The sequence below is a fragment of the Roseococcus sp. SYP-B2431 genome (assembly GCF_004336745.1).
Lineage (GTDB): Bacteria > Pseudomonadota > Alphaproteobacteria > Acetobacterales > Acetobacteraceae > Roseococcus.
Genome location: NZ_SJXD01000026.1, coordinates 376,967 through 403,703, shown reverse-complemented (window position 1 = coordinate 403,703; position 26,737 = coordinate 376,967). Strand labels below are relative to the sequence as shown.

The following is a 26,737-nucleotide window of genomic DNA, read 5'->3' as shown; positions in this document are numbered from 1 at the left end:
GCCGCTTTCCTGACGAGAGGAGGTGGCGCGCTACGGCCTCTTGGGCGACGCCTCGACGATCTCGGACGCCAGGGCCTCCGGCCGCGCAGCGATATTCGCGGCCTCCGCCGTCGCCGCGGAGCCGGAAGGGGGCGGGCCCGGGGGCAGCTTCCTGCCGCTGACCTCCGAGCCCACATCCCTCGGCAGGCCGAGCGCGAAGGGAATCGAGGCCGCCACCACGAGGGCCGCGACGAGGAAGGCTGCCGTGAAATCGGCCGGGCGCAGCACCGCATCGCCGTTGACGTGGCGCGCCAGCTCCAGCGAGGCCGTCGCCAGCACCACGCCCAGCGCCGGCGCGAGCTGCTGGGCGGTGCCATAGAAGCTCGTGGCCGCGCTGAGCTGGGCGCGCGACGTGTCGGCGAAGGCCAGCGTGTTCAGCGCGGTGAACTGCATCGAGCGGAACAGCCCGCCCAGGGCCAGCACCAGGAACATCGCCGGAATGGGCCAATCGGCCGTGAACATGGCGCCCGAGGCGACGCCCAGCGCGGCCAGCACGCCATTGCCGAGGATCACGGTCCGGAACCCGAAGCGGCGCAGGATCGGCCGGGTCAGCGGCTTCATGAGGAAGGCGCCGATCGCGGTCGCGAAGGCGACGAAGCCGGCCTCGGTGGCGCTCCAGCCGAAGCCCACCTGGAGCAGCATGGGGACGAGGAAGGGAATGCCGCCCGCGCCGCTGCGGAACAAGCTGCCGGCCATGGTGGAGTAGCGGAAGCTCGGGATCTTCAGCAGGCCGAGGTCCAGCGCGGGCTTGGGCGCGGCGCGGCAGTGCCGGACGGCCCAGACGCCGAGCACGGCGCCCAGGGCGATCAGCCCTTCCGGCCAGCCTGTGGGGAAGATGCCGCGCCCGACGGTCTCGATGCCCGCCATGAGCGCGGCCAGGGCCCCGCCGACCAGGGCCAGCCCCTTCACGTCGGGCGGGCCGGGATCGGTGCGGGGCAGGGGCTCGATCTTCCAGGCCACCATGACCAGCCCGATCACCGCGACGGGCAGGTTGATCCAGAAGACGCTGCGCCAGCCGAAGAGGTCGGTCAGGACGCCGCCGAGCGGCGGGCCGCTGATCGGGCCGATCATGGCCGGCATGGTCAGCCAGGTCATGGCCGTCAGCATCTCGTCCTTGCGGATGCCGGACAGCAGCAGGAGGCGGCCGACCGGCACCATCATGGCGCCCGCCATGCCCTGGACGACGCGCGCGATCACCAGCTCGATCAGGCTGTTGGAGAGGCCGCAGGCCATGGAGGCCGCGCCGAAGAGCGCGATGGCGACGAGGAAGACGCGCTTCGCCCCGAAGCGGTCGGCGATATAGCCCGAGACGGGGATGAAGACCGTCAGCGCCACCAGGTAGGAGGTGATGGCGACGCCGAGGCGCGTGGGCTCCTCGCCCATGTCGCGCGCCATGGAGGGAAGGGCGGTGACCACCGCCGCGCTGTCCAGGTTCTGCATGAACAGCGCGGAGGCGACGATCATCGCGGTAACGCGGGCATCGGCCATGTCCGCGAAGCTAGACCAATACGGCGTCGAGTCGAACGGGGGTTCCCCCGGGGGCGGATTCGCGGCATCTGGCGGCTTCGGCAAAGGATTCCCCGGACCATGCTGCTGCTCACCCCCGGCCCCGTGCAGACCCACCCCTCGGTTCGCGCCGCCATGGCCGAGGACGTGGCGCCCTGGGATTCCTCCTTCCGGCCCCTCTACACGCGGCTGCGCGAGCGGATCCGCGTGATCGCCGGCGGCGTCGAGGGCGTGCACGTCACCCTGCCGCTCCAGGTGGCCGGGCATATGATGATGGAAGCGGCGCTGCGCACCTTCGTGCCGGCCGACCGGGCGGTGCTGGTGCCGGTGAACGGGCAATATGCCCGGCGGGCGGTGAAGCTCGGCCGGCTGGCCGGCCGCCGGGTGGTGGAGCTGGCGGTGCCGGACACGCGCGGGGTGACGCCCTCGGAGATCCAGGCCGCGCTGGCGGCCCATCCGGAATGCAGCCACGTGGCGCTCGTCTACAGCGAGACGGGCAGCGGCATCGTAAACGACCCGGCGGCGATCGGCGCCGTGGTGCGCGCGGCGGGCCGGCGGATGATCGTGGATGCCGTCTCGGCCTTCGGCGCGCTGCCGATCGACCTCGCGCAGCAGCCCGAGATCGACACGGTGCTCTTCACCTCGAACAAGTGCCTGGAGGGGCTGCCGGGCTTCGCCTTCGCCGTCTCCCGCATCGACAGCTGCGAGGCGGCGGCGGGCCATGCCGGCTCCTGGAGCCTCGATCTCGCGGATGTCTGGGCGAATACGAGGGCCAGCGGCATGGGGAGCCTGCGCTTCACCGGCCCGGTGCAGAGCCTGCTCGCGCTGGACGTGGCGCTGGACCGCTTCGACGCGGAGGGCGGCCAGCCGGCGCGGCTCGCGCGCTACCGCGCGAATGCGGATGCGCTGTATCGCGGGCTGAAGGGGCTGGGGCTCAAGCCCTATGTCGAGGCGGCCGAGCAGGGCCCGATCGTGGTGACGATCCACCAGCCGGCCGGCTTTGTCCTGGCCGATTTCGTGGAGGCGCTGAAGCGGCAGGGCGTGCTGATCAGCAGCTATTATACGAGCGTGCAGTCCAGCTTCCGGATCGGCACCATCGGCGACGTGCACCTGGCCGACATGGAGAAGGCGGTGGCCGCCGTGAAGGCCGCGCTCGACGAGCTCGGGCTACGGCAGGCGGCCTGAAGCGGCCGCCGCGCCGGCCCTTTCCGGGCCGGCGCGGGAATTGTCCCGACTACTCGGCGACCTCGACCCAGCGCAGATAGGGCCGGTCGGCCTGCCAGCCCTGCGGGAAGCGCTTGGCCGCGTCTTCGTCGGAGAGCGAGGGCACGATGATGGCCTTGTCGCCCTTCTGCCAGTTCACCGGCGTCGCGACCTTGTGCTTGTCGGTGAGCTGGAGGCTGTCGATCACCCGCAGCACCTCGTCGAAGTTGCGGCCCGTGCTGGGCGGATAGGTCAGCGTCAGGCGCACCTTCCGGGCCGGGTCGATCACATAGACCGTCCGGACGGTGATGGAGGGATCGGCCTCCGGATGGATCATCCCGTAGAGCTGCGAGACGTGCTTCGACGGATCGGCGATCATCGGGAAGTTCAGGGCATGGCCCTGCGTCGCCTCGATGTCCTCGGCCCAGGCCCCGTGCCGGTCCAGCGCGTCCACGGAGAGGCCGATCACCTTCACGCCGCGCCTGTCGAATTCCGGCTTGAGTCGGGCGGCCTCGCCCAGCTCCGTCGTGCAGACCGGGGTGAAGTCCTTCGGATGCGAGAAGAAGACCACCCAGGATTCCCTGGCCCAATCGCTGAAGCGGATGGGGCCGGCGGTGGTCTCGGCCTCAAAGTCGGGTGCGGTCTGGCCGAGCGTCAGCGGGATGCCGGTCTGGAGCGTCATGTCTTGATTGTCCTTCAGTGGAACAGTTGCAGCAGGGCGATCAGCGCGAAGGCGGCCAGCGTCATGAGCGAGACGTCGCGCGCGGGCAGCCAGGGCTCTTCGGGAAGCTCGTGGCCAGCGGTCGCGGAGGGCCAGTCCTCGTTCACCCAGTCGACGGCGGGCCGGGCGGGAATCTCAGGCGCAAGCATGCTGGACCGCTCCGATGACAGGTGTGGCTCGATGGGCCAGGACGCCGACGACGTCGCCGATGACGACCAGCGCCGGCGTCGGCAGGGCGGCGCGGCGGGCGTCGAGGGTGCAGGCGCCGAGGGTGGTGCGGAGCTGCGACTCGCCGGGATGGGTGGCCCGGGCGACGACGGCGACTGGGGTGGAGGGCGCAAGGCCGCCCGCGAGGAGGCGCAGCGTCAGCTCGTCCAGGCGGGAGAGGGCCATGAAGGCGGCGATGGTGCCGCCCGTCCGGGCCAGCGCCTCCCAGTCCAGGGCCGGCAGCGCGCCGGTCTCGTCATGGGCGGTGACGAAGGTGACGGCGGAGGCGGTGCCGCGATGGGTGAGCGGGATGCCGGCCGCGGCCGGCGCGGCGAGGCCGGCCGAGACGCCGGGGATCACGCGCCAGCGGATTCCGGCGGCCTCGCAGGCCAGCGCCTCCTCGCCGCCGCGGCCGAAGACGAAGGGATCGCCCCCCTTGAGGCGGAGGACCCGCAGCCCGGCCCGCGCGCCGGCGACCAGCCTCGCATGGATCTTCGCCTGCGGCACGGGCGCGGCACCCTTGCGCTTGCCGACCGCCACGATCTCGGCGCCGTGGCGGACGTGGCGCAGGACGGCCCGGCCGGGCAGGGCGTCGTGCAGGACGAGGTCGGCCTGCTCCAGGGCACGGACGGCCTTGAGGGTCAGCAGGTCAGGGTCGCCGGGGCCGGCGCCGACCAGCCAGACCTCGCCCCGGGGGAAGCTTCGGCCGGCGACGGCGGAGGCGGATTGAACACCCATTGGAAGTTGTTACCCCAAAACGACACTTGAACGGATCGTATAATCGTGATTTCACGATGTCCAGTAGCATTGCGAGGGACGGCGAATGAAGCCCAGTGGCGCCGAGACGATCAAATCCGAGAGCGCCGGCCTGCGCGGGCCGATCGCCCTCGAGATCGCGGCCGAGGCGGCGAAGGGAGGCCTGTCGGAAGCGGCCTATACCCTGCTGAAGTTCCATGGAACCTATGAGCAGTTCGACCGCGATACCGCGACACCGCGCAAGCAGGCCGGTCTGGACAAGGAATGGGCCTTCATGGTCCGCGTCCGCGCCCCGGGCGGCCGGCTGACCGCGGCGCAGTGGCTCGCCCTGGACGATCTCGCCGGGCAATATGCCGATGGCACCCTGCGGCTGACCTCCCGCCAGGGGGTGCAGTTCCACGGTATTCTGCGGGAAAATCTGAAGCGCAGCATCGCCGCCGTGGATAAGGCCCTGCTGACCACCCTGGCCGCCTGCGGCGACGTGGTCCGAAACGTGGTGACCACGCCGGCGCCGCGGCGGGACGCGATCCACGCGCGGCTGGAGGCCGAGGCCCGTCGCCTGTCCTCGGCGCTGCTGCCGAAGAGCCGCGCCCATCACGAGATCTTCCTGGACGAGGAGCCGGTCGGCACGCCCGAGGCGGAACCCCTCTACGGCGCCACATACCTGCCGAGAAAGTTCAAGATCGGACTCGCCCATCCGGCCGACAACACGCCGGACGTGCTGGCCAACGACCTCGGCTTCGTCATGCAGACCGATGCGGCCGGCGAGATCACCGGCTGGATCGTGACGATCGGCGGCGGCATGGGCATGACGCACAACAAGCCCGCCACCTATCCGCGCATCGCCGATGCCGTGGCGCTCATCGGCCCGGACGAGGTGCTGGAGGTGGCCGAGGCCGTCGTCCGCCTCTCGCGCGACCATGGCGACCGATCCGATCGCAAGCACGCCCGCCTGAAATACGTGCTGGCGGAACGGGGCGCGGAATGGGCGCGGGAGCGGCTTTCGGCCGATCTCGGCCGCCCGCTCGCGCCGCCGCCGCCTTTGCCGCGCTTCGAGATCCCCGACCATCTCGGCTGGCACGAGCAGGGGGACGGAAACTGGTGGTTCGGCCTGCACGTACCGGCCGGCCGTGTCGCCGACCGGGGCGGGATCCGCCTGCGCACGGCGCTGCGCGAGGCGGCACTCGCCTTCGGCGCAAACCCGATCGCGACCTCGATCCAGGACGTGCTGCTCGCCGACATCCGGCCGGAGGACCGCGCCGCCCTGGAGGCTTTGCTGCGTTCCCACGACGTGCCCTTGCCGGAGGCCTTCACCCCCGTGGCCCGCAACATGATCGCCTGCGTGGCGCTTCCCACCTGCGGCCAGTCGCTGGCCGAGGGCGAGCGCGTGCGCCAGCCGATCCTAGACCAGGTGGAGCGGGAGCTGGGCCGGCTCGGCCTGCTGGGCGAGCGCGTCAGCCTTCGCCTGACGGGCTGCCCCAATGGATGTGCCCGCCCCTACCAGGGGGACATCGGCGTCGTCGGGAAGTCGCCGGGGATGTACGTGGTCTTCGTCGGCGGCGATTTCGCCGGCACGCGGCTCAACTTCCCGATCGCCGACAAGGTGCCGCTCGACCGGGTCGGCGCCACCCTCGCGCCGCTGCTGGACGTCTGGGCGGCGCGCCGCGATCCGGGTGAGGGCTTCGGGGACTTCTGCTCCAGGCTCGGCGCGGAGGCATGCCGCGCCGAGCTCGTGCCTTCGATCGCCGCCGAGTAGCCGGCGGCCTCAGAAGCGGTAGCGCACCGATGCGCCGACGACGAAGGGGTTGATGTCGGCGCGGGCGCGGATGAGCCCGCTGTTCACGCTGACATCCGGCTGCATCAGGATCCACTTGGCGTCGAGGTTGAGGAGCCAGTTGGGCCTGATCTCGTAATCCACGCCGATATTGGGCGCGACGCCGACCGTGGGATCGATGCGCACGCGGTTCACCGGGGCCGTGAGGCGCCCGCCCTCGCCGTAGAACCAGGTGACGTTCAGGCCGAGGCCGAGATAGGGGCTGATCCGCGCGCGGGGCAGCGGGTGGTATTGCAGGGTGAGGGTGGGCGGCAGCGCCCAGACGTCGCCCAGACGGACATTGCCGAGCGCCGAATTGCGCACGCTGACATCATGCTGCGTGGTGGCCGCGATCAGGTTCTGCGAGAGGTTGGGCGTGAAGAAATAGCTCACGTCCAGCTGCGGACTCGCGCTGTTGCTGGCGGTCGGGGTGCCGCCGATCCGGCCCACATGGCCGCCATTGGTCGGCAGCACGCCGATGGCGCCCAGGCCGACGACGATGTCGCCCGCCTGCTTGCCGCGCACGGCGTCCTGCCCCGAGGCCGCGCCCGCACCCAGTGCCAGCATGGCCGCCGCCGCATATCCCACGATCCGCATCGTTTCCAGAGCCTTCAGATGTCGCAGCACGTCGCTGCGGCATCAGGTCTAGGCTCCGTGGAGAAGGCCTGCCTTGCGTTGGATCAAGCGGCCGGCGTCACTCGGCGCGGATATTGGCGCGGTCCACCACGGTCTTCCAGCGGTCGATCTCCGCCTCCTGGAAGCGGCGGAACTCGGCGGCGGTGCTGGCCACCACGTCGAAGCCCACCTGGTTGAGGCGCTGCACGCTCTCGGGATGGCGCAGCGCCTCGATGCAGCCGGCCTCCAGCCTGGCCAGGATGGGCGCGGGCACGCCGGCCGGCGCCATGGTCGCCTGCCAGGAGGTGACGACGAAGTCCTGGAGGCCCAGCTCGGCGGCCGTCGGCACGTCGGGGATCGTCGGGTTGCGCCGCTCGCTGGTCACCATCACGGCCTTGATGCGGCCGGCCTGGATATGCGGGGCGACGCTGCTCAGGTTCTGGAAGGTGAGCTGGGTGTCGCCGGCGATGAGCGAGGTCGCGGCCGCGGCGCCGCCCTGGTAGGGGATATGCGTGGCTTCCGTGCCGGTCCGCAGTTTGAAGAGTTCCATCGTCATGTGCTCGGAGGAGCCGACGCCCGAGGAGGCGTAGGAGGCGTTGCGGCCATTCGCGCGCAGCCAGGCCAGGGTCTCGGCGTAGTTCGTCGCCGGGACCTTGGCGGGATTCAGGATCAGCACGTTCGGCGTGGTGACGGCCAGCGTCACGGTCGCGAAGTCGCGCAGCGGGTTGTAGGGCAGGTTGGGCCGCAGCGCCGCGTTGATGGCGAAGACGCCGATCGAGCCGGTCATCAGCGTGTAGCCGTCGGGATTGGCGCGGGCGAGCACCTGGCCGGCCACGGCGCCGTTGGCGCCGGGGCGGTTCTCCACCACGACGGACTGGCCCAGGATGCCGCCCAGCCTGGCCGCGATCACCCGGGCCGTGATGTCCGAGGGGCCGCCGGCCACGAAGGGCACCAGCATGGTGATGGGACGCTGGGGCCAGTCGGACTGCGCGCGGGCCGGGGAAGGCCGCCCGAGGGAAAGCAGGGCGGGGGCGGCAAGCAGGGCGCGGCGGTGCATTCTCATGATTTCCTCCTGAACTTGCGTCCACTTTGCCGAAAGGCCCCGACTTGTCCAGGCGCGTGACAGCGGCTCAAATCCCGCGCGAATCGGGAGAGCCACGCGACATGTCCATCGACCTCGAGATCGCCCGCGCGGCCACGCTTCTCCCCATTGCACAGATCGCGGAGAGGGCCGGCATCCCGGCCGAGGCGCTGGAGCCCTACGGCAAGTACAAGGCGAAGATCGGCCTGGATTTCGTGGCGAAGACGCGGCACGACCGGCCGCTCGGCAAGCTGGTGCTGGTCACCGGCATCAACCCCACTGCGGCCGGCGAGGGCAAGACGACCACCACCGTGGGCCTGGGCGACGCGCTGAACCTCATCGGCAAGAAGGCGATGATCTGCCTGCGCGAGCCCTCGCTCGGCCCCTGCTTCGGCGTGAAGGGCGGCGCGGCGGGCGGCGGCCATGCCCAGGTGGTGCCGATGGAGGACATCAACCTCCACTTCACCGGCGATTTCCACGCCATCACCGCGGCCAACAACCTGCTCGCCGCGATGCTCGACAACCACATCTACTGGGGCAATTCGCTCGGCATCGACGCGCGCCGCATCACCTGGCGCCGCGCGCTGGACATGAACGACCGCGCGCTGCGCGGCATCGTGGGCTCGCTGGGCGGCACGGCCAACGGCTTTCCCCGCGAGGACGGCTTCGACATCGTGGTCGCCTCCGAGGTGATGGCCGCCTTTTGCCTCGCCTACGACCTCGCCGACCTGCAGACGCGGCTCGGCCGGATCATCGTGGCCAGCACGCGGGACGGGAAGCCCGTCACGGCGGCCGACCTCAAGGCCGACGGCGCCATGGCGGTGCTGCTGAAGGATGCCTTCGCGCCCAATCTCGTGCAGACCCTGGCCGGCTCGCCCGCGCTGGTGCATGGCGGGCCCTTCGCCAATATCGCCCATGGCTGCAACAGCGTGATGGCCACGACGCTCGGCCTGCACCTCAGCGACGTGGTCGTGACGGAGGCCGGGTTCGGCGCCGATCTGGGGGCCGAAAAGTTCCTCGACATCAAGTGCCGGCTGGCCGGCCTCGCGCCCGATGCCTGCGTGATCGTCGCCACCATCCGCGCCCTGAAGATGCATGGCGGGATCGCCAAGGCCGATCTCGGCCGCGAGGATGTGGGCGCCGTGCGGCGCGGCATCGCGAATCTCGCGCGGCATGTCGAGAACATCCGGAAGTTCGGGCTGCCGCCGATCGTCGCGCTCAACCGCTTCACCGCCGACACCGAGGCCGAGATCGGCGCCGTGCAGCAGGCCATGGCCGCGCTGGGCACCGAGGCCGTCCTCTGCACCCATTGGTCGGACGGCGCCCAGGGCACGGTGGCGCTGGCCCATGCCGTGATGAAGCGGCTCGATGCGGGCGAGGCCGCCTTCAAGCCGCTCTATCCCGACAGCCTGCCGCTTGCCGGCAAGATCCTGGCCATCGCGAAGGGGATCTACCGCGCCGCCGACGTCGCCATCCCGGCCAGCGTCGCGACCAAGCTCGCCCGCTTCGAGACGCAGGGCTTCGGCCATGTGCCGGTCTGCATCGCCAAGACGCAGTACAGCTTCAGCGCCGACCCGACCGCGCTCGGCGCGCCGGAGGGGCATGTCCTGCCCATCCGCGACGTGCGGCTCTCGGCGGGGGCGGGCTTCGTGGTGGCGATCTGCGGCGACGTGATGACCATGCCGGGACTGCCGCGCGTGCCCGCCGCCGAGACGATCCGGCTGGACGGCAAGGGGCGGATTCAGGGGCTGTTCTGAGGCCCCCCTCCCGCGTCCCCGGACCCTCACACCTCCAGGATCCGCTCCACGGCGACCGCGATGGCGAAGAGGCGGGCGTCGGCCATCGCCTCGCCCATCAGCATCAGCCCGGCCGGGGCCTCGCCAGGGAGATGGCAGGGCAGGCTGATGGCGCAGCGGTCGAGGAAGTTCGCGATCGTCGTGTTCCGCAGCAGCAGCAGGTTGATGCGGTTGTACTCGCCCTCCTCGGCCACCGCCGCGATGGGCGGCGGCGCCAGCGGCACCGTCGGGCAGAGCACGGCATCGAAGGGCGCGGTCCGCGCGGCGGCCCCGGCGATGACCTCGGCGCGGCCCTTCACGGCCTCGAGATAGTCCGACGCGGTCATCTTCTCGCCGCGCAGGATGCGCTTCAGGATCAGCGGGTCGTAGCGCGGCCCATCGCTCGCGATCAGCTCGCGGTGCCAGGCATGGGCCTCGGAGGCCGTCAGCCCGCCCTTGGCATTGATCTGCGGCATCCGCTCGAGCTCGGGGATGGCGAGATCGACGAGCTTCGCCCCGGCCTGCTCCAGCAGGGCGAGCGCGCGGGCATAGGGCCGAGCGACCTCGCCCTCCATGCCCTCCTCCACGATATTGTGCAGGATGCCGAAGCGCAGGCCGGCGAGGCTCCCCTCCGGAAGGGCCGGCGCCTCCTCCGCCCCGGCGATGAAGGCGTCCAGCACGTGGCAGCAGGCCACCGATCGTGCCAGCGGGCCCACGGAATCCAGGGAGAAGGAGAGCGGCACCGCGCCGTCGAGGGGCACGCGCCGGGCCGTCGGCTTGAAGCCGACCACGCCGTTCAGCGCCGCGGGAATGCGGCAGGAGCCGCCCGTGTCGGTGCCGAGCCCGCCGAAGCCCATGCCGTCCGCCGCGGCCACGCCCGCGCCGGAGGAGGAGCCGCCGGGCAGCCGTCCCGTCTCGCGGTCCCAGGGCGATCTCGGCGTGCCGAAATGCGGGTTCACGCCGAGGCCGGAAAAGGCGAACTCCGTCATGTTCGTCCGGCCGAGCACCACGAAGCCCTGGCGCTGCAGGCGCGCCACCACGGGCGCCGTCACGGCGGCGGGCGCCGCGCCGTCCCGCGCGACGGAGCCGGCACGGCTGACATGGCCGGCCTCGTCGAAGAGGTCCTTGATGGTGATGGGGATGCCGGCGAAGCGGCTCGGCGCGCGGCCGACCAGCCGGAGCTGGTCCATGGCCAGCGCGGCATCGCGCGCGGATTTGGCATGGACCTCGGTGAAGACGGCCGGGCCCTCACCCTGGCCCATCCGCGCCAGCGCCTCCTCGACCAGCGCGGCGGCGGTGACGCTACCGGTCTCCAGGGCCTGGGCGGCGTCGGCGATGGTGGGGAAGGCGTGGCGGGGCATCGGTCGTCCTGCGGAAGCTTGGCGGGAGGACCGAAGGCGCGAAGTCGCCGAAGGTCCGGATCCCGCGACACATGATCGGAGCGCGACTATGCGGGCTGGAGGCGTGGGGCGGAACCCGCCCCCTGCCGGAGGCTTATCCGCAGGGCGAGGGGATGGGCTGCAGCTCGCCGAGGCGGCCGTCCACGACGAACTCGCCGAAATCCATCTTGAGCTCGTCGGCCACGCCGTTCTCGAAGTAGCGCATGCTGACCTCGTAGTCCGGCGTGCCGGCGCCGCTGTTCTGGCCGCCGGCATTGCGGTCGAAGAAGGCGATGCGCATGCGGGCGCTGCCCAGGGGCGAGAGCAGCGGGAAGTTTGTATTGAGCTGCGGCGCGGTCCACCCGCCGGCGATGACCGTCGTCGTGTCCTGCGCGCCGTCGGCGCTGGTGCCGTCGAACAGCGGCGCCGCGAAGATCCGCTGGCCGGCACGGGCGGCGGCCAGCGCGCGCAAGGTGTGGATCATCGGCAGGATCGTGCCGGCGGGGAGGTCCTCCTGCGTGTTGGCCGGCTCGGAATAGACGGCGCGGCCGCCCTGGGGCGTCAGCGTGGCCTCGCCGGCCACGCGCGAGGTCACCGCACCTTCGGTCATCTGCGTGAGCGAGAAGCGGATCGAGCTGCCGTCCTTGGCCTCCAGCGTCGAATAGTCCGAGCTGGTCTCGATGGTGTTGCCGTCGCGGTCGGAGAGGACAAGGGTGAAGCGCTGGCGCGAGGCCCAGGCATCGCAGGCATCCACCACCTCGAAGAGCATGACGCCCTCGGCGCGGGTCACCGAGGCGTTGTCGCGCACGCTGTCGAGGGCAAGACGATAGGCGGCCCGATGGGCGAGCATGCGCTCGGTCCCGGGCTCGTTTTCCGCGACCGCGGGGGTGAGGAGGGCGGCGGAAAGCAGGGCCGCCAGGGCTGTTCGGAGGATCATATGGCGGAGCATAGACGAGAACCGGGCCCCCTGTAATCGCTCTCGTCGTGACCCGGTGCGGGCGCCTGGTTGTCCGCCTTGTCCGGAATCAGCTCGAGAGCTTCATCAGCCCGTCCACCGCGACGCAGCCGTTCCCGCGGCAGACGAGCGGGTTGATCTCGGCCTCCTCCAGCCGCTCGCCCAGGGCTGCGACAAAGCCCGAGAAGCGCGCGACGGCAGCGGCGACGGCCTCGATGTCCACCTTGGCGCTGCCGCGGAAGCCGTCCAGCAAGGGGAAGGCCTTGAGGGACTTCAGCATCGCCATGGCGCCTTCGGCCGAGACGGGCGCCACATCCAGCGCCACGTCCTTCCACAGCTCCGCCTGCACGCCGCCGAGGCCCACCAGGACCATGGTGCCGAATTGCGGGTCGCGGCTGGCGCCCAGGATGAGCTCGACGCCGCGCGCCTCCATGCGCTGGACGAGCACCCCGTCGATTCGGGCCTTCGGCGCATGCGTCCTGGCGCCCTCCATGATGCGGGCGAAGGCGGCGGTGACGGCGGCGGCATCGGCCAGGTTGAGCTGGACGCCGCCCACCTCGGTCTTGTGGGCGATGTCGGGGCTATCGACCTTCAGCACGACCGGAAACCCGAGGGCGGTGGCGGCGGCCACGGCCTCCCCGGCCGTCGCGGCCCGGCGCTCGTCCACGACGGGGAGGCCGGCCGCGGCGAAGGCGGATTTGGCGGCCGCCTCCATCAGCGTGCTCTCGCCGGCCGGGATCGCCTTTGCGGCGGCGGCGGCGCTGGCCTCGATCGCGCCGGCCGCCGGCTTCGCGCCGTGGTGGTCGAACCATAGGCGGAGCGTGTTCATCATCCGCCGCGTGCTGCGGAAGAGGGAGATGTGGCTGGCCGCGTCGGCCGCCTCCGGCCCCGCGCCCTCCAGGCTCTCCGGAATCCAGCCGATGCAGATGGGCTTGCCGGAATTGGCCGACATGGGGTTCAGCGTCCGCATGCGCTGCGGCGTCGCGGTGGGGGCCGGGTTGTGGTAGACGACGGGGAAGACGATGGCCGCGTATTGCTCGTCGGCGAGCATCGCGTCCATGCACTCCTCGAAGGATTTCGGATTGGTCGCCACCTGCGCCGTGAGGTCGCAGGGGTTCCGCGGGCTGCCGAAATCCGGGATGGCGGCGCGCAGCACCTTCTCGGTCGCGGGGGCGGGCTGCGGCAGCTCCAGCCCGGCGAACTCCGCATGGTCGGCCGACATGATGCCCGCGCCGCCCGAGGGGGTCACGATGCCCACGCCCCGGCCCTTGGTCCGGGGCGGGCCGGACTTGGCGAAGAAGCCTGCCGTCTCGAGCATGGAGTCGAAATCCTCCACCTCCAGCAGGCCGGCGCGCTTGAAGCCGGCGGACCAGGCGGCCGTGCTGCCGGCCAGCGAGCCGGTATGCGACATGGCGGCCTTGGCACCGATCTCGCCGCGCCCGAGCTTGAGCACGACGATGGCCTTGCCCAGGTCGCGCGCCAGGTCGCCCAGGGCGAAGAGGCGGCGCGCGTCGCGCAGCCCCTCCACGACCAGGGCCACGCTGCGGCATTCGGGGATGGTGAGCTGGAAGGCCGCGAGGTCGCAGACGTCGAGATCCGTGGCATTGCCGGCCGTCGTCATATGGCACATGGCGAAGCCGCGCTCGGCCGCCTGCATGAGCGCATAGCCCAGCGCGCCGGACTGGCTGACCACGCCCACGCCCCCGACCGGCGCCGTCATCTTCACGTAGTCCGGCATGAAGGTGGCGCCGATGCGATGGCGATGATCGACGAAGCCCAGGCAGTTCGCACCGAGCAGCGGGAAGCCCAGCGCCCGGGCGCGGTCGCCCAGCGCCTGCTCCTCGACCGCGCGTTCGGGAAGATCCGTCTCGCCGTAGCCGGAGGCATAGATGGCCGCGCCGCCGCCGCCCTTCTGCGCCAGCGCCTCGACCGCGGCCAGGACGCCGGGGCGGGGCAGGGCGATGACGGCCGAATCCGGCGCGCCGGGCAGGTCGGCGACCGAGGCGTAGCAGGGGCGGCCGTGGAGCTCCTGGCCGGCGTATTTCGGGTTCACGCACCAGACCGGGCCGTCGAAGTCCCGCATGTTCTGGACGGTGCGGGCGCCGAAGCCGGTGGCCTCGGCAGAGACGCCCACCACGGCGAAGCTGCGCGGCGCCAGGAGGCGCGTGAGGCTGTTGGGATCGCGCAGTGGTTCCACGGCAGGCATCGAGGCTTCTCTCCCTTGCGGTTGCTTCACGGCATTCCGAAGCAGGCGGAGCGTTTCGGCAAGCCCCCGACCGGACGGTCGATCGGTCGGAACGGCGGCGTCACATCATGCCGGCCGCGGCGGGGAGCCAGAGCGCGATGCCCGGGAACACCACCACCAGCGCCAGCGCCACGAACATGGCCAGGATCATCCAGACCACCCAGGGGATGGTGCTCTCCATGGTCACGCCCGCGATGCGGCAGCTCACCATCAGGTTCACGGCCATGGGCGGGGTGAACTGGCCGATGGCGATCTTCATGGTGAGGATGACGCCGAACCAGGTGAGATCCCAGTGGAAGGCCATGGCGATGGGGATCAGCACCGGCAGCAGGATCAGGAAGGTCGAGACCCCGTCGAGGAACATGCCGATGAAGATGAGCGCGATCATCAGCAGCGCGATGGTGCCGTATTCCCCGAGCCCCAGCCCCACGATCCAGCCGGCGATGGGCTGCACGATGCCCAGCGTCGCCGTGGACCAGGCGAAGACGCTGGCGAGCGCGATGATGATGAGGATGACGGCGGAGATCTCGCCCGCCTCCACCAGCATCTCGTAGAGGTCGCGCAGCGTCATGCTGCGATAGATGACGAAGCCGACGAAGAGGCCGTAGAACACGGCCATCACCGCGGCCTCGGTCGGCGTGAAGGCGCCGATGCGCATGCCGCCGAGGATGACCACGGGCGCCATCAGCCCCCAGATCGCCTCCTTGAAGGCCTGCCAGACCGAGAGACGATCGCGGTCGGGGTTCTTTCCGCCGAAATCCTTGAGCCAGGAGATGATCACGATCGGGACGATGATGGCGAAGCCCGCCAGGATCCCCGGCATCATGCCGGCCATGAAGATCGCGGGCACCGAGACGCCGGGCACCATCACCGCATAGACGATGAAGGCGATGGAGGGCGGGATCAGGATGTCCGTCGCCGCCGCCGCCGCGACGGTCCCGGCGATGAAGGGGCGGGGATAGCCGTCCTTCACCATGCTGCGCGTCACCACCTGGCCGACGGCGGCCGAGGTGGCCGGGCCGGAGCCGGAGATGCCGCCGATCACCATGGCCACCAGCACCGCCACCGAGGCCAGCGCGCCGCGCCCGGCGCCGACCACCGCCGTCGCGAAGCGCACGAGCCGCAGCGCCACGCCTGTCCGGTCGAAGACGCAGCCGACCAGCACGAACATGGGGATGGCGATCAGCGGATATTTCGCGATGCCGGCATAGACGTTGGTTGGCATGGCCATGAGAGTCTGGTCGGCCAGGGTGATCGCCAGCGCGCCGGCGAGGCCGAGGGCCACGCCGATCGGCACGCCGCCCAGCAGCAGCACCAGGAACATGAGGAAGAGGACGGCGCCGATCACGAATCCTCTCCGCGCCAGAGGCGGAGGATGCGGCCCGCCGCGCGCCCGATCACCAGAAGCGCCAGCACCGGCAGCCAGACGCTGTAGAGCCATTGCGGATGGCCGAGACCGGGGGACAGCACCTCGAAATCGTACTCGTCCCAGACCATGCGCGCGCCATACCAGGCGATCAGCGCGAAGCAGAGGATGAGCAGCGCGCTGGCGACGATGTCGGCGATACGCCGGCGACGCGGCGGGAGCTTGTCGACGAAATAGCCGATGCGGATGTGCCGGCCCGCCGCCGTCGCGAGCGCGGTGCCGACCATGGCCGCGCCCACCATCAGCGCGACCGAATACTCCTCCGTGAAGGAGAAGGAGATATCGGTCAGATAGCGCGTCACCACGTTGCCGGCCGTGATGAGCGCCATGGCCCCCATCGCGACGGCCAGCAGCACGCGCTCCAGCGTCAGCGGGAGGCGCGTGCGGGGATCGGCGGGGGCCGCGGTCGGGTCGAAATCCGTGGCCATCAGGCGGCAGGCCTCACGAGGCGGCCCGGATGGCGGCCTCGGCCTTGCCCACGATCTCGCGCCCGACCGTCGCGGACCACTTGTCGTAGACGGGGCGCAGCGCGGTCGCGAAGACGCGCTTCTCCTCGGCGCTGAGGACCGTCACCTCGACGCCGCGGTTGCGCGCCTCGACCAGCGCGCTGTCGTCGGTGCCGGGGATACCGAGGCCGCGGCGGGCCAGCGCGATGTTGCGCCGCGCCGCCTCGATGCCGCATTCGCGGATGAGCTGCTGGTCGGCCGGCGTGAAGCCGGCCATCAGCTGCTTGTTGAGGCCGAAGATCAGCGCGTCGTTCACGTAGTTCCAGATGGTCATGTGCTTCTGCGACAGCGTGTCCATGCGGAAGGCCAGGAAGAGGTTGACCGGGTTCTCCTGCCCGTCCACCGCGCCGGTCGAGAGCGCCGGCTGCAGGTCGGCGAAGGACATCTGCAGCGGGTTGGCGCCGAGGCCGTTGAAGATGTCGTTGAAGATCGCGCCGGCGGCGAAGCGGATCTTCAGGCCGCGCAGGTCGGCCGGCGTGCGGATGGCCCGGCGGGAGTTGCTGATCTCGCGGAAGCCGTTCTCGCCGAAGGAGACGGCGGTGACGTCGCGGCGGTCCATGATGCCGACCAGGTCGCGGCCGACCTCGCCGTTCAGCAGCGCGTCAAAGGCCCGGTGGTCGGGCATGAGGAAGGGAAGCTGGAAGATGCCGGCCTCGCGCACCTGCGGGGCGATGTTGATGGTGCTGAACACCGCGAAGTCGATGATGCCCTGGCGCATGGCCAGCAGCTCGCGCGTCTGGTCGCCGCCCACCAGCTGGCTGCCGGGATAGACCTTCACGTTGATGCGCCCGCCCGAGCGCTCGGTGATGAGCTCGGCCCATTGGAAGGCGCCCTCGGCGAAGGGGATGGGGCGGTTGCCGACCACGGACATCTTGTATTCGGGCCGGTACTGGGTCTGCGCCTTCGCGACATGCGGCGTGGCCAGCAGCGTGGCGCTGCCGGCCAGCAGGGCGCGGCGGCTCGGGCTCGGGGTCATGGTCTCGGTCCTCCCAGGCGGCCTTGTGCCGGCCGCACGTTGCGGTGTCACAATGCGGTCCGGAAAGCCAGGCGCGCAAGACGGCCGTGAGCGGGGGAATATGGACATGCGATTGGCCGTGACGGGCGGGGCTTCCGGGATCGGGCTCGCGATCGCCGGGTCGGCACGTGAGGCCGGGTGGCAGGTGGACGCGGCCGATCGGACACCGGGCGAAGGGATCACGGCGCTGGACGTGACCGACGCGGCGGCGGTCGCGCGCTGGGTCGGCGGGATGGGCGGGCTGCGCGGCGTGGTGTGCAGCGCTGGAATCTCGGCGGCGACGCCGATCCTGGAGACGGATCCGGAGGTGTTCCGCCGCATCCTGGACGTGAACCTGACCGGGAGCTTCCTGGTGGCCCAGGCGGCGGCGCGGGCGATGGTGGCGACAGGGATGGGCGGCTCGATCGTCTTCGTCGCCTCGGTCTCGGGCCTGCGCGGCGTGCAGGGGCGGGTGGCCTATGGCGCCTCCAAGGCGGCGGTGATCAACATGGCGCAGGTCCTGGCGATCGACCTCGCGCCGCACCGCATCCGCGTGAACGCCCTGTGCCCGGCGCCGATCGAGACGCCTCTGGTGACGAGGCTGCACGACGCCGAGACCCGCGCGCAGTGGCTCTCGCGTATTCCCGCAGGCCGCTACGGCCGGGCGGAGGAGGTGGCGCAGGCCGCGCTCTTCCTGCTGGACGAGGCGCGTTCCTCCTACATCACCGGCCACGCCCTGCCGGTGGATGGCGGCTATGCCGGAGCCGGGGTGATGGCGTGATCCCCACGACCAATCTCGGCCGGCTGCTGACCCAGACGGCGCGGCGCCTGCCGGATGCGCCGGCGCTGATCTGGCGGGAGCGGAGCTGGAGCTGGGCCGAGATGAATGCGCGCGTCGACCGCCTTTGCGCGGCGCTGCGCGCGCAGGGCATCGCGCCGGGCGACCGGGTGCTGGTCCATTCCCGCAACTCCAACGTGATGTTCGAGAGCCTCTGGGCCTGCCTGAAGCTCGGCGCGGTCTGGGTGCCCACCAATGTCCGGCTGACGCCGCCCGAAGCGGCCTACCTCGCCGCGGCGAGCGGCGCGCGCGCCATGCTGCGCGACCATGGCTTCGCCGGCCATGCCGATGCGGTGCGGGAGGCGGCGCCGGACTGCCGGCTGATCCTCGCCGTCGGCGATGCGCGGGAGGGCGAACTGGATTTCGAGGCGTTGATCGCCGGCACGCCGGCGCCGCCGCCCGATCACGAGGCGGATGTGGATCGCGACCATCCCTGCTGGTTCTTCTTCACCTCCGGCACCACCGGCCGGCCGAAGGCGGCGGTGCTGACGCATGGGCAGATGGGCTTCGTCGTCACCAACCACCTGGCCGACCTCATGCCGGGGCTGACGGAGCGCGACGTCTCGCTGGTCGTGGCGCCGCTCAGCCATGGCGCGGGCATCCACGCGATGAGCCAGGTGGCGCGCGGCGCCTGCTCCATCCTCATGCCGGGCGAGCGGCTGGATCCCGGCACCGCCTGGGAGCTGATCGAGCGGCATGGCGTGACCAACATGTTCACCGTGCCGACCATCCTGAACATGCTCGTGGCCGACGGGCGCGCGGCGCCGCATGCCCTGCGCCACGTGATCTATGCGGGCGCACCGATGTACCGGGCGGACCAGAAGCGCGCGATGGAACGGCTCGGCCGCTGTCTCGTGCAGTATTTCGGGCTGGGCGAGGTGACCGGCAACATCACCGTCCTGCGTCCCGACCAGCATACGATGGACGACAGCGATCCGAGCGTCGGCAGCTGCGGCATGCCGCGGACCGGCATGGACCTCGCCATCCTGGACGAGGACGGCCGGCGCCTTCCGCCCGGCGAGCAGGGCGGGATCTGCGTGCGCGGCAATGCCGTGCTCGCCGGTTACTGGCAGAACGAGGAGGGGACGGAAAAGGCGTTCCGCCACGGCTGGTTCCACACGGGCGACCTGGGATTTCTCGACGCGCGGGGCTTCCTGCATATCACCGGCCGCGCCTCAGACATGTTCATCTCCGGCGGCTCGAACGTCTATCCGCGCGAGGTGGAGGAGGCGCTGCTGACGCACCCCGCGGTCGCGGAATGTGCCGTGGTCGGGCTGGCGCATCCGAAATGGGGCGAGGCGGGCGTGGCCTGCGTGGTGCTGAATGCAGGCGCCTTGGCCGAAGGCCCCGAGCTGCTCGCGCATCTGGACGGGCAGCTCGCGCGCTACCGTCATCCGCAGCAATTCGTCTTCTGGGAGGAGCTCCCAAAGTCGGCCTACGGGAAGATCCCGAAGGCCTTGCTTCGCGAGCGCCTGGAAGCGGAAGGCATCCGATTCTAGTCAATGCGAGGGCCGCTGCCCTCGCCCTACTTCAGGAATGAGGGTGCAGGGAACGTGTTCCCTGCTGGGGGAGTTTGAGGGGGCAAAGCCCCCTCAAGACCGCGCCGTCAGCTGTTCGGTCCGCGGCCGATTCCCACCGGCTGCCACCGCTGCAACTTGGTGTTCTGCAGCACGGCCGGGTTCACGCAGCTCATCGGCCACTTGCCCGAGAGGACCAGCGCCAGCTCGCTGCCCACGCGGCGCTTGCGCGCCTCGTCGAAGCGCGCCGAGGCCGAGGCCGTGTGCGCGGAGAGGATCACATTGTCCATGCTCAGCAGCGGGTTGTTGTGCGAGGGCGGCTCGACCTCCAGCACGTCCAGCCCGGCATAGGCGATCCAGCCTTCGGTCAGCGCCTTGATCAGCGCGGCTTCGTCCACCGTCGGGCCACGGCCCGTGTTGATGAAGATGCTGGTCTTCTTCATCTTCCGGAAATGCTCCTCCTTGAGGAGATGCGTGCATTCCGGCCGCGCCGGCGCGTGCATGGACACGAAGTCCGACTGGCTCATCACGTCGTTGAGCGAGACCGGCATCACGCCGTGCTCGCTGATCTGCGTCTCGTCGAGGAACGGGTCATAGGCGATCAGGCGCAGGCCGAAGGGCGCGGCGCGCTTGGCCACCGCGCGGGCCACGCGGCCGAAGCTGACGAAGCCGAGCGTCTGGCCCATGAGGCGGGGGATCTTCAGCAGCGCGGGGCGGCCTTCCTTCCAGCGATGCTCGCGCACCATCTTGTCCTGCTCGATCACGCGGCGGAAGGTCGAGAGGAGCAGCGTCATCGCGTGGTCGGCGACCTCCTCGATGAAGGTGTCCGGCACGTTCGTCACGGGGATGCCGGCGCGCGTCGCGGCCTTCACGTCCACGCTGTCCACGCCGACGGAGCCGAGCGTGATGGACTTGCAGTTCTGCAGCCCCGCGATGATCTCGGCCGTGATGTTGATGCCCTTGGCGTAGATGGCGTCCGCGTCCTTGGCCGCGGCGATGAAGCCCGCCGTGTCCATGGGGGCCTCGACGATCTCGGCGTCCATGCCCTGGAGCGCCTCCATCTCGAGGTCGTAGCCGCCCCCGGCGACGGTGAAGCTTGCGCCCGCGGGCGTGACGATGCGGAATTTCGCCATCTGCGTTTTCTCCCAATGAATTTCGGCGAGCGAAGCATGCTCATGACGGTGCGGCAAGCCGGGCCCTTGCACATGCAGGCGGGGCATCTAGGCTCGCGCATCTAAGGAACGGAGGGAGTGTCCGATGGGCAAGTTGGCTGGGCAGACCGCATGGGTGACGGGGGCGGGGAGCGGCATCGGCGAGGCTGCCGCGATCGCGCTGGCCGCGGAGGGGGCGACCGTCGTCCTCACGGGGCGCACCAGGGAAAAGCTCGACAAGGTGGCGGCCACGATCCAGGCCGCGGGCGGGACCGTGCATGTGAAGGTGGCGGATCTCGCCGAGCCCGCGGCCGTGCAGAAGGTGGCGGACTTCATCCAGAAGGAGCTCGGCCGCCTCGACATCCTCGTGAACAATGCCGGCGTGAACATCCAGCAGCGCAGCTGGAAGGACCTGAAGCCCGAGGGCGTTCAGGAGCTGGTGAACGGCAACCTCTTCTCGGCTTTCTACTGCGCCATGTCGGCGCTGCCGATCATGCGCGCGCAGGGCGGCGGGCTGATGATCCACACCGCCTCGATGGCCGGCCGCTTCGTGAGCCCGCTGTCCGGGGCCGGCTACACAGCCTCGAAGCATGCGGTGGTGGCGATGAGCCACAGCCTCAACATGGAGGAATGCGGCAACGGCATCCGCTCCACGGCCCTGTGTCCGGGCGAGGTGCGCACGCCCATCCTCGACAAGCGCCCCAACAAGCTCAGCGAGAAGGAGCTGGCGGAGATGGTGCAGCCGGAGGATTGCGGGGCGCTGGTGATCTTCCTGGCGACCATGCCGGCGCATGTCTGCATCAACGAGGTGCTGATCACCCCGACGCGCAACCGCAGCTACCTGGCCTCGCAGCAGCGCAAGCTGTGATCCCCGGGGGAGCCCTCCGGCGCGCTCAGCGGCCGACGGCGTAGCCCTGCATGCCGCGGGGGTTCGCCCCGGCGAAGATTTGCCCGTCGGGCTCGCGGCGGGCGCCGGTCAGGCGCCCCTCGCTCCACTCGCCGCCCATCTCGACCTTGTGGCCGCGCGCGTGGAGCGCCGAAAGCACCTCCGGCGCGTAGCGCCCCTCCAGCACCAGCTTGCCGGGCCTGGCGCCGCGCGGCCAGAAGCTGCTCACCCAATGCTCGGAGTGGAAGGAGGGCAGGTCGATCGCCTCCTGGATGTTGAAGCCGTGGGCCAGCATCCGCGAGAGCATGATGGATTGCCACTGGTCCTGCTGCTCGCCGCCGGGGGTGCCGAAGCTCATCCAGGGCTTGCCGTCGCGCAGGACCATCGAGGGGGAGAGCGTCGTGCGCGGGCGCTTGCCGGGCTGCAGGCCGTTGGGCAGCGTCTCGTCCAGCCAGAACATCTGGCAGCGCGAGCCGAGGCAGAAGCCGAGTTCCGGGATGGCCGGCGAGGATTGCAGCCAGCCGGCCGAGGGCGTGGCGCTCACGAAGTTCCCGTGCCGGTCGATCACGTCGACATGGCAGGTGTCGCCGCCCGAGGCGCCGAGGCGCGAGACGGTCGGCTCGCCCGTGCCCGCCGCCATGGCCATGACCTCGGCCCGGTGGACGGCGGCGGCGTAGTTCACGCCGCGGATGGGGAGGCCGTCGGGGTTGCCGGGCCGGAACTCCAGCGAGGCGTCGTGGCCGATCAGCCGGCGCCGCTCGTCCGCATAGGCCTTGGACAGCAGGGTCGTGAGCGGGACCGCGGTGAAGCCGGGGTCGCCGTAGAAGGCCTCGCGGTCGGCGAAGGCGAGCTTCATGGCCTCGGTCACATGATGGACGAAGGCCTCGCCCACCGGGTCCATCGCCGCGAGGTCGAAGCCGGAGAGCAGGGCCAGGGTCTGCAGCATGGCCGGCCCCTGGCTCCAGGGGCCGCATTTCAGGACCGTCGTGCCCATGAACTCCAGGGATACGGGCGCCTCCACGCCGGCGCGCCAGCCTGCCATGTCCTGGCCGGTCAGGGCCGCCGCGTGGCGCCGGCCCGAGGTGTCCATCGCCGGCGTCCGGCCGAAGCGGTCGATCGCCTCGGCGACGAAGCCAGAATACCAGGCGTTCCGCGCGGCCTGGATCTCGGCCTCGCGGTCGCGGCCCTGCGACTCCGCCTCGCGGATCACCCTCTCATAGGTGTCGGCCAAGGTGGGGTTGGCGTAGAGCTTGCCGGGCTGGGGGCCGCCATCGCGCAGCCAGAGGGCGGCCGAGCTCTTCCACTCGGCCTCGAAGAGCGGCTTGACGGTCGCCACAGTCTGGCACACCCGGGGCACCATGTGCGCGCCGTGCCGGGCATAGGAGATGGCAAAGGCCAGCACGTCGCGCAGCCGCCAGGTGCCGTGGTTGAGCAGCATCAAGGCCCAGGCGTCGAAGGCGCCGGGGACGGGGGCGGCCAGGAAGCCGGTGCCCGGCATGATGTCGAGGCCGTACTTTCCCTTCACCAGATCGACGGTCAGGCCAGCCGGTGCCGGCCCCTGGCCGCAGATCACCAGCTCCTTCCCGAGCTTCGCGTCGTGCAGGATGATCGGGCAGTCGCCGCCGGGGCCGTTCAGGTGCGGCTCGACGATCTGCAGGGTGAAGCCCGCCGCCGCCGCCGCGTCGAAGGCATTGCCGCCCCGCTCCAGCACCGCCATGCCGACCTGGCTCGCGAGCCAGTGCGTGGAGGCCACAACGCCGAAGGTACCGGCGATCTCGGGGCGGGTCGTGAACATGGAGGGGCCTTTTCGGGAGCGGCCTGATCTGCGCAAAGAAGGGCGGCGGGGTCAACCTGGCGGGGCCGGGCGGAGGAGCGATGATCTGGGTGGCATTGGCCGGCCCTTCGGGCGCGGGGAAGGACAGCCTTCTGGACCGGGCCAGGGACGCCTTGGCGGGCGATGGCCGCTTCCATTTCGCGCGGCGCACCATCACCCGTCCGGCCGAGGCCGGCGGCGAGGCGCATGACGCCGTCTCTTCCGAGGAATTCCAGGCGCTTGCGGAGGCCGATGCCTTCGTCCTGACCTGGCAGGCGCATGGGCTGCGCTATGGCATCCGGCGCAGCGAGGCGCCGGCCGACAAGCTCGTTGTCCTCAGCGTGTCGCGGACGGTGCTGCACGAGGCCGCGCGGTTGCGGCCGCTGCGGGTCATCGAGGTCACGGCGCCGCGGGAGCTGCTGGCCGAGCGGTTGGCGCGGCGGGGGCGCGAGACGGCGGAACAGATCGCCGCGCGGCTGGACCGGGAGATGGGCCTGCCCGAGGGGCTGGACCTCCGCAGGATCCGCAACGATTCCACCATCGAGGAGGGCGCGGCGCGCCTCCGGCATGTGCTGGAAGCGGCCGCCTCGTCTTGCGCGGCAGGGGCTTTTCGGCCATAGGGCTGCGCATCCGGCGGATGTCCGCCGGAAATCCGCACGCGGCGCTCCCTTCCTGACGGCAAGGGTCCGGTCTCGGCTTCGGCCGAGGTTTGCGCCGCGGAGGCCCAACCGGACTGATTGGAAGGAATATCGCTCATGGCGATGCCCGACGTTTCCCTGCGCCAGCTGCTCGAGGCCGGCGTGCATTTCGGCCACCACACGCGTCGCTGGAATCCGCGTATGGCCCCCTACATCTTCGGCGTGCGCAACCAGGTCCATATCCTGGATCTGCAGCAGACCGTCCCCATGCTCGAGCGCGCCCTGCGCTCCGTGCGGGACACGGTGGCCGGCGGCGGCCGCGTGCTTTTCGTGGGCACCAAGAAGGCGGCGGCGGAATACGTGGCCGAGGCGGCGACCCGCTGCGGCCAGTACTACGTCAACCACCGCTGGCTCGGCGGCATGCTGACCAACTGGAAGACCATCACCGGCTCCATCAAGCGCCTCAAGGAGATGGACACGCGCCTGCATGGCGACATCCAGGGCCTGACCAAGAAGGAAGTGCTGATGCTGACGCGCGAGCGCGACAAGCTCGACCGCGCGCTGGGCGGCATCCGCGAGATGGGCGGCCTGCCCGACATGATCTTCGTCATCGACGTGGTGAAGGAGAAGCTGGCCATCGAGGAGGCGAACACGCTGGGGATTCCCGTCGTGGCCGTGGTGGACAGCAACTGCGATCCCTCGGGCGTGACCTTCCCGATCCCGGGCAATGACGACGCGATCCGCGCCATCAACCTCTATTGCGACCTGGTCGCGGCGGCCGTCTTCGACGGCATTTCGGCCGAGATGCAGGCCTCTGGCCGCGACGTCGGCGCCATGGCCGAGCCGATGGCCGAAGACGCGCCCGTCGAGGTCGCCCCTGCCGAAGAAGCTCCGGCCGTCCAGGCCTGAGCGTAGATACCCGAAGCGCCAGAACGAGGAGCTTGAGCAATGGCTGAAATCACGGCCGGCATGGTGCGGGACCTGCGCGACGCCACCGGCGCCGGCATGATGGACTGCAAGAAGGCGCTGGTGGAGAGCGGCGGCGACATGGAGGCCGCGATCGACTGGCTCCGGAAGAAGGGGCTGTCGGCCGCCGCCAAGAAGTCCGGCCGCGTCGCCGCCGAGGGCCTGGTGGGCGTCGCCTCCGGCCCCGGCGTCGCCGCCATGGTCGAGGTGAATGCCGAGACCGACTTCGTCGCGCGCAACGAGGCCTTCCAGAACTTCGTCGCCGAGGTGGCGGGCCTCGCCCTCTCGGTCGGCGACAATCTGGAGCATCTCAAGGCCGCGACCTTCCCGGGCACGACGCACAGCACCCAGGAAGAGCTGACCAAGATGATCGCTACGATCGGCGAGAACATGACGATCCGCCGGGCGAAGGTCTTCTCGGTCGAGAAGGGCACCGTCGCGACCTATATCCACAACGCCGTGAAGCCGGGCCTCGGCAAGATCGGTGTGCTCGTGGCGCTCGAAGGTCCGGGCGAGAACGCGGTGATGGAGACGCTGGGCCGGCAGATCGGCATGCACGTCGCCGCCACTCGGCCGGAGGCGCTGGACGTGAGCGCCGTCGAGCCCTCCGCCCTGGAGCGCGAGAAGGCCGTGCTGACGGAGCAGGCCATGGCCTCCGGCAAGCCGCCGGCGGTCATCGAGAAGATGGTCGAGGGCCGCATCCGGAAGTTCTACGAGGAGGTCGTCCTCCTGGAGCAGGTCTGGGTGCATGACGGCGAGAGCCGCGTGAAGGCCGTGGTCGCCAAGGCCGGCCTGGGGCTCAAGGGCTTCGCCCGCTTCCAGCTCGGCGAGGGCATCGAGAAGCAGACCTCCGACTTCGCGGCCGAGGTCGCCGCCGCCTCCGGCGTCGCCTGAGCCGACAGACTTCGCCGGGGCGGTTCTGCCGCCCCGGCGCCACATTTGCCTGCCAGTACCGAATTCTCACAAGACCGGATCAGCGATGAGCGAAACGCCGAAATACAAGCGCGTGCTGCTGAAGGTCTCGGGCGAGGCCCTGATGGGCGGCCGCTCCTACGGGCTGGACGTCGCCACCCTCAAGGCCATCGCGCATGATGTCGCGGGCGTCGTGGAGCTCGGGGTCGAGGTCGCCATGGTGATCGGCGGCGGCAACATCTTCCGCGGCATCGCCGGCGCGGCGACCGGCATGGACCGGGCCCAGGCCGACTACATGGGCATGCTGGCCACGGTCATGAACGCCCTGGCCATGCAATCGGCGCTCGAGAAGATCGGCGTGCAGACGCGCGTCCAGTCGGCCATCGAGATGAGCTCCATCTGCGAGCCCTATATCCGGCGGCGCGCCATGCGCCACATGGAGAAGGGCCGGGTCGTGATCTTCGGCGCCGGCACGGGCAATCCCTTCTTCACCACGGACACGGCCGCGGCGCTTCGCGCGGCCGAGATGGGCTGCGACGTGCTGCTCAAGGGCACGCAGGTCGACGGCGTCTATGCGGCCGATCCGCGCAAGAACCCGGAGGCCGAGCGCTACGAGACGCTGACCTACCTCGAGATGCTGGCCCGGGACCTGGCCGTGATGGACGCCGCGGCCATCTCGGTTGCGCGGGAAAACCATCTGCCCATTATTGTCTTCAACATCCACGAACCCGGGGCTTTTACGGCCGTCATGAAGGGCGAAGGCCGCTTCACCACCGTAACCGACACCCCCTGACG

At 70.6% G+C, this 26,737-nt stretch carries 24 protein-coding genes; 10 read left to right on the top strand and 14 right to left on the bottom strand.

All coding sequences use genetic code 11. From position 1 onward, the window contains the following. Positions 1 to 30: 30 nt before the first annotated feature. A complete protein-coding gene (locus EJV46_RS16360) occupies positions 31 to 1,527 on the bottom strand; it encodes an MDR family MFS transporter (protein ID WP_131549750.1) in 1,497 nt (498 codons plus the stop codon). Between the two features lie 99 nt (positions 1,528 to 1,626). Between EJV46_RS16360 and EJV46_RS16355 the strand changes: the two genes are divergently transcribed. After that, entirely contained in the window at positions 1,627 to 2,730 is a 1,104-nt protein-coding gene (locus EJV46_RS16355) for a 2-aminoethylphosphonate--pyruvate transaminase (RefSeq protein ID WP_131549749.1), read from the top strand. A 49-nt stretch (positions 2,731 to 2,779) separates the two neighbouring features. On the opposite strand, the gene EJV46_RS16350 is transcribed toward EJV46_RS16355, so the two are convergent. The 3 genes from EJV46_RS16350 to cobA are packed head-to-tail and all read right to left on the bottom strand — an operon-like array spanning position 2,780 to position 4,414. Continuing rightward, positions 2,780 to 3,412, bottom strand: coding sequence for a peroxiredoxin (locus tag EJV46_RS16350; protein ID WP_131549797.1), 633 nt, complete (start codon positions 3,410 to 3,412; stop codon positions 2,780 to 2,782). A gap of 32 nt (positions 3,413 to 3,444) precedes the next feature. Continuing rightward, entirely contained in the window at positions 3,445 to 3,618 is a 174-nt protein-coding gene (locus EJV46_RS22905; protein ID WP_165585584.1) for a hypothetical protein, read from the bottom strand. Beyond that, a complete protein-coding gene (gene cobA, locus EJV46_RS16345; RefSeq protein ID WP_131549748.1) occupies positions 3,605 to 4,414 on the bottom strand; it encodes a uroporphyrinogen-III C-methyltransferase in 810 nt (269 codons plus the stop codon). The genes EJV46_RS22905 and cobA overlap by 14 nt, the downstream gene beginning before the upstream one ends. Positions 4,415 to 4,499: 85 nt before the next feature. On the opposite strand from cobA, the gene EJV46_RS16340 reads away from it, so the two are divergent. Next, positions 4,500 to 6,188, top strand: coding sequence for an NADPH-dependent assimilatory sulfite reductase hemoprotein subunit (locus EJV46_RS16340; RefSeq protein ID WP_131549747.1), 1,689 nt, complete (start codon positions 4,500 to 4,502; stop codon positions 6,186 to 6,188). A 9-nt stretch (positions 6,189 to 6,197) separates the two neighbouring features. Here the strand turns inward: EJV46_RS16340 and EJV46_RS16335 are convergent, their stop codons facing one another. Both EJV46_RS16335 and EJV46_RS16330 read right to left on the bottom strand, forming a co-directional pair. Then, positions 6,198 to 6,842 (bottom strand): OmpW family protein, encoded by a 645-nt coding sequence (locus EJV46_RS16335; protein WP_131549746.1) that lies wholly within the window; start codon positions 6,840 to 6,842, stop codon positions 6,198 to 6,200. Positions 6,843 to 6,939: 97 nt separating this feature from the next. Then, positions 6,940 to 7,923, bottom strand: a complete 984-nt coding sequence (locus EJV46_RS16330; RefSeq protein WP_240782591.1) for a tripartite tricarboxylate transporter substrate binding protein — start codon at positions 7,921 to 7,923, stop codon at positions 6,940 to 6,942. 101 nt (positions 7,924 to 8,024) lie between these two features. On the opposite strand from EJV46_RS16330, the gene EJV46_RS16325 reads away from it, so the two are divergent. Next, on the top strand, positions 8,025 to 9,698 hold the full coding sequence (locus EJV46_RS16325; protein ID WP_131549745.1) for a formate--tetrahydrofolate ligase: 1,674 nt from the start codon (positions 8,025 to 8,027) through the stop codon (positions 9,696 to 9,698). 26 nt (positions 9,699 to 9,724) lie between these two features. Here the strand turns inward: EJV46_RS16325 and EJV46_RS16320 are convergent, their stop codons facing one another. From EJV46_RS16320 to dctP, 6 genes are all read right to left on the bottom strand, one after another. Further along, positions 9,725 to 11,077 (bottom strand): amidase, encoded by a 1,353-nt coding sequence (locus EJV46_RS16320; protein ID WP_131549744.1) that lies wholly within the window; start codon positions 11,075 to 11,077, stop codon positions 9,725 to 9,727. Between the two features lie 133 nt (positions 11,078 to 11,210). Next, complete coding sequence (locus EJV46_RS16315; protein WP_240782590.1) at positions 11,211 to 12,032, bottom strand: EipB family protein; 822 nt, start codon at positions 12,030 to 12,032, stop codon at positions 11,211 to 11,213. A gap of 88 nt (positions 12,033 to 12,120) precedes the next feature. Then, positions 12,121 to 14,256 (bottom strand): acetate--CoA ligase family protein, encoded by a 2,136-nt coding sequence (locus tag EJV46_RS16310; protein ID WP_131549743.1) that lies wholly within the window; start codon positions 14,254 to 14,256, stop codon positions 12,121 to 12,123. 100 nt (positions 14,257 to 14,356) lie between these two features. Beyond that, on the bottom strand, positions 14,357 to 15,643 hold the full coding sequence (locus tag EJV46_RS16305) for a TRAP transporter large permease (RefSeq protein WP_131549742.1): 1,287 nt from the start codon (positions 15,641 to 15,643) through the stop codon (positions 14,357 to 14,359). After that, complete coding sequence (locus tag EJV46_RS16300; protein WP_131549741.1) at positions 15,640 to 16,149, bottom strand: TRAP transporter small permease; 510 nt, start codon at positions 16,147 to 16,149, stop codon at positions 15,640 to 15,642. The genes EJV46_RS16305 and EJV46_RS16300 overlap by 4 nt, the downstream gene beginning before the upstream one ends. A 13-nt stretch (positions 16,150 to 16,162) precedes the next feature. Beyond that, positions 16,163 to 17,203: a TRAP transporter substrate-binding protein DctP gene (gene dctP / locus EJV46_RS16295; RefSeq protein WP_131549740.1), complete on the bottom strand. Its 1,041-nt coding sequence runs from the start codon at positions 17,201 to 17,203 to the stop codon at positions 16,163 to 16,165. A 100-nt stretch (positions 17,204 to 17,303) separates the two neighbouring features. On the opposite strand from dctP, the gene EJV46_RS16290 reads away from it, so the two are divergent. Beyond that, entirely contained in the window at positions 17,304 to 18,002 is a 699-nt protein-coding gene (locus EJV46_RS16290) for an SDR family NAD(P)-dependent oxidoreductase (RefSeq protein ID WP_131549739.1), read from the top strand. Next, positions 17,999 to 19,558: an acyl-CoA synthetase gene (locus EJV46_RS16285; protein ID WP_131549738.1), complete on the top strand. Its 1,560-nt coding sequence runs from the start codon at positions 17,999 to 18,001 to the stop codon at positions 19,556 to 19,558. Before EJV46_RS16290 ends, EJV46_RS16285 begins: the two co-directional genes overlap by 4 nt. A 107-nt stretch (positions 19,559 to 19,665) precedes the next feature. On the opposite strand, the gene EJV46_RS16280 is transcribed toward EJV46_RS16285, so the two are convergent. Next, entirely contained in the window at positions 19,666 to 20,709 is a 1,044-nt protein-coding gene (locus tag EJV46_RS16280) for a C-terminal binding protein (protein ID WP_131549737.1), read from the bottom strand. A 124-nt stretch (positions 20,710 to 20,833) separates the two neighbouring features. On the opposite strand from EJV46_RS16280, the gene EJV46_RS16275 reads away from it, so the two are divergent. Continuing rightward, positions 20,834 to 21,595, top strand: coding sequence for an SDR family oxidoreductase (locus tag EJV46_RS16275; protein WP_131549736.1), 762 nt, complete (start codon positions 20,834 to 20,836; stop codon positions 21,593 to 21,595). 25 nt (positions 21,596 to 21,620) lie between these two features. On the opposite strand, the gene EJV46_RS16270 is transcribed toward EJV46_RS16275, so the two are convergent. Further along, entirely contained in the window at positions 21,621 to 23,408 is a 1,788-nt protein-coding gene (locus tag EJV46_RS16270) for a gamma-glutamyltransferase family protein (RefSeq protein ID WP_131549735.1), read from the bottom strand. 80 nt (positions 23,409 to 23,488) lie between these two features. Between EJV46_RS16270 and phnN the strand changes: the two genes are divergently transcribed. The 4 genes from phnN to pyrH all read left to right on the top strand — a co-directional run bounded on the left by phnN (position 23,489) and on the right by pyrH (position 26,735). Beyond that, entirely contained in the window at positions 23,489 to 24,046 is a 558-nt protein-coding gene (gene phnN / locus EJV46_RS16265) for a phosphonate metabolism protein/1,5-bisphosphokinase (PRPP-forming) PhnN (RefSeq protein WP_131549734.1), read from the top strand. Positions 24,047 to 24,181: 135 nt separating this feature from the next. Then, positions 24,182 to 24,973, top strand: coding sequence for a 30S ribosomal protein S2 (gene rpsB / locus EJV46_RS16260; protein ID WP_131549733.1), 792 nt, complete (start codon positions 24,182 to 24,184; stop codon positions 24,971 to 24,973). 39 nt (positions 24,974 to 25,012) lie between these two features. Further along, positions 25,013 to 25,924: a translation elongation factor Ts gene (tsf, locus tag EJV46_RS16255; protein ID WP_131549732.1), complete on the top strand. Its 912-nt coding sequence runs from the start codon at positions 25,013 to 25,015 to the stop codon at positions 25,922 to 25,924. 85 nt (positions 25,925 to 26,009) lie between these two features. Then, positions 26,010 to 26,735 (top strand): UMP kinase, encoded by a 726-nt coding sequence (pyrH, locus tag EJV46_RS16250; protein ID WP_131549731.1) that lies wholly within the window; start codon positions 26,010 to 26,012, stop codon positions 26,733 to 26,735. Positions 26,736 to 26,737 lie beyond the last annotated feature (2 nt).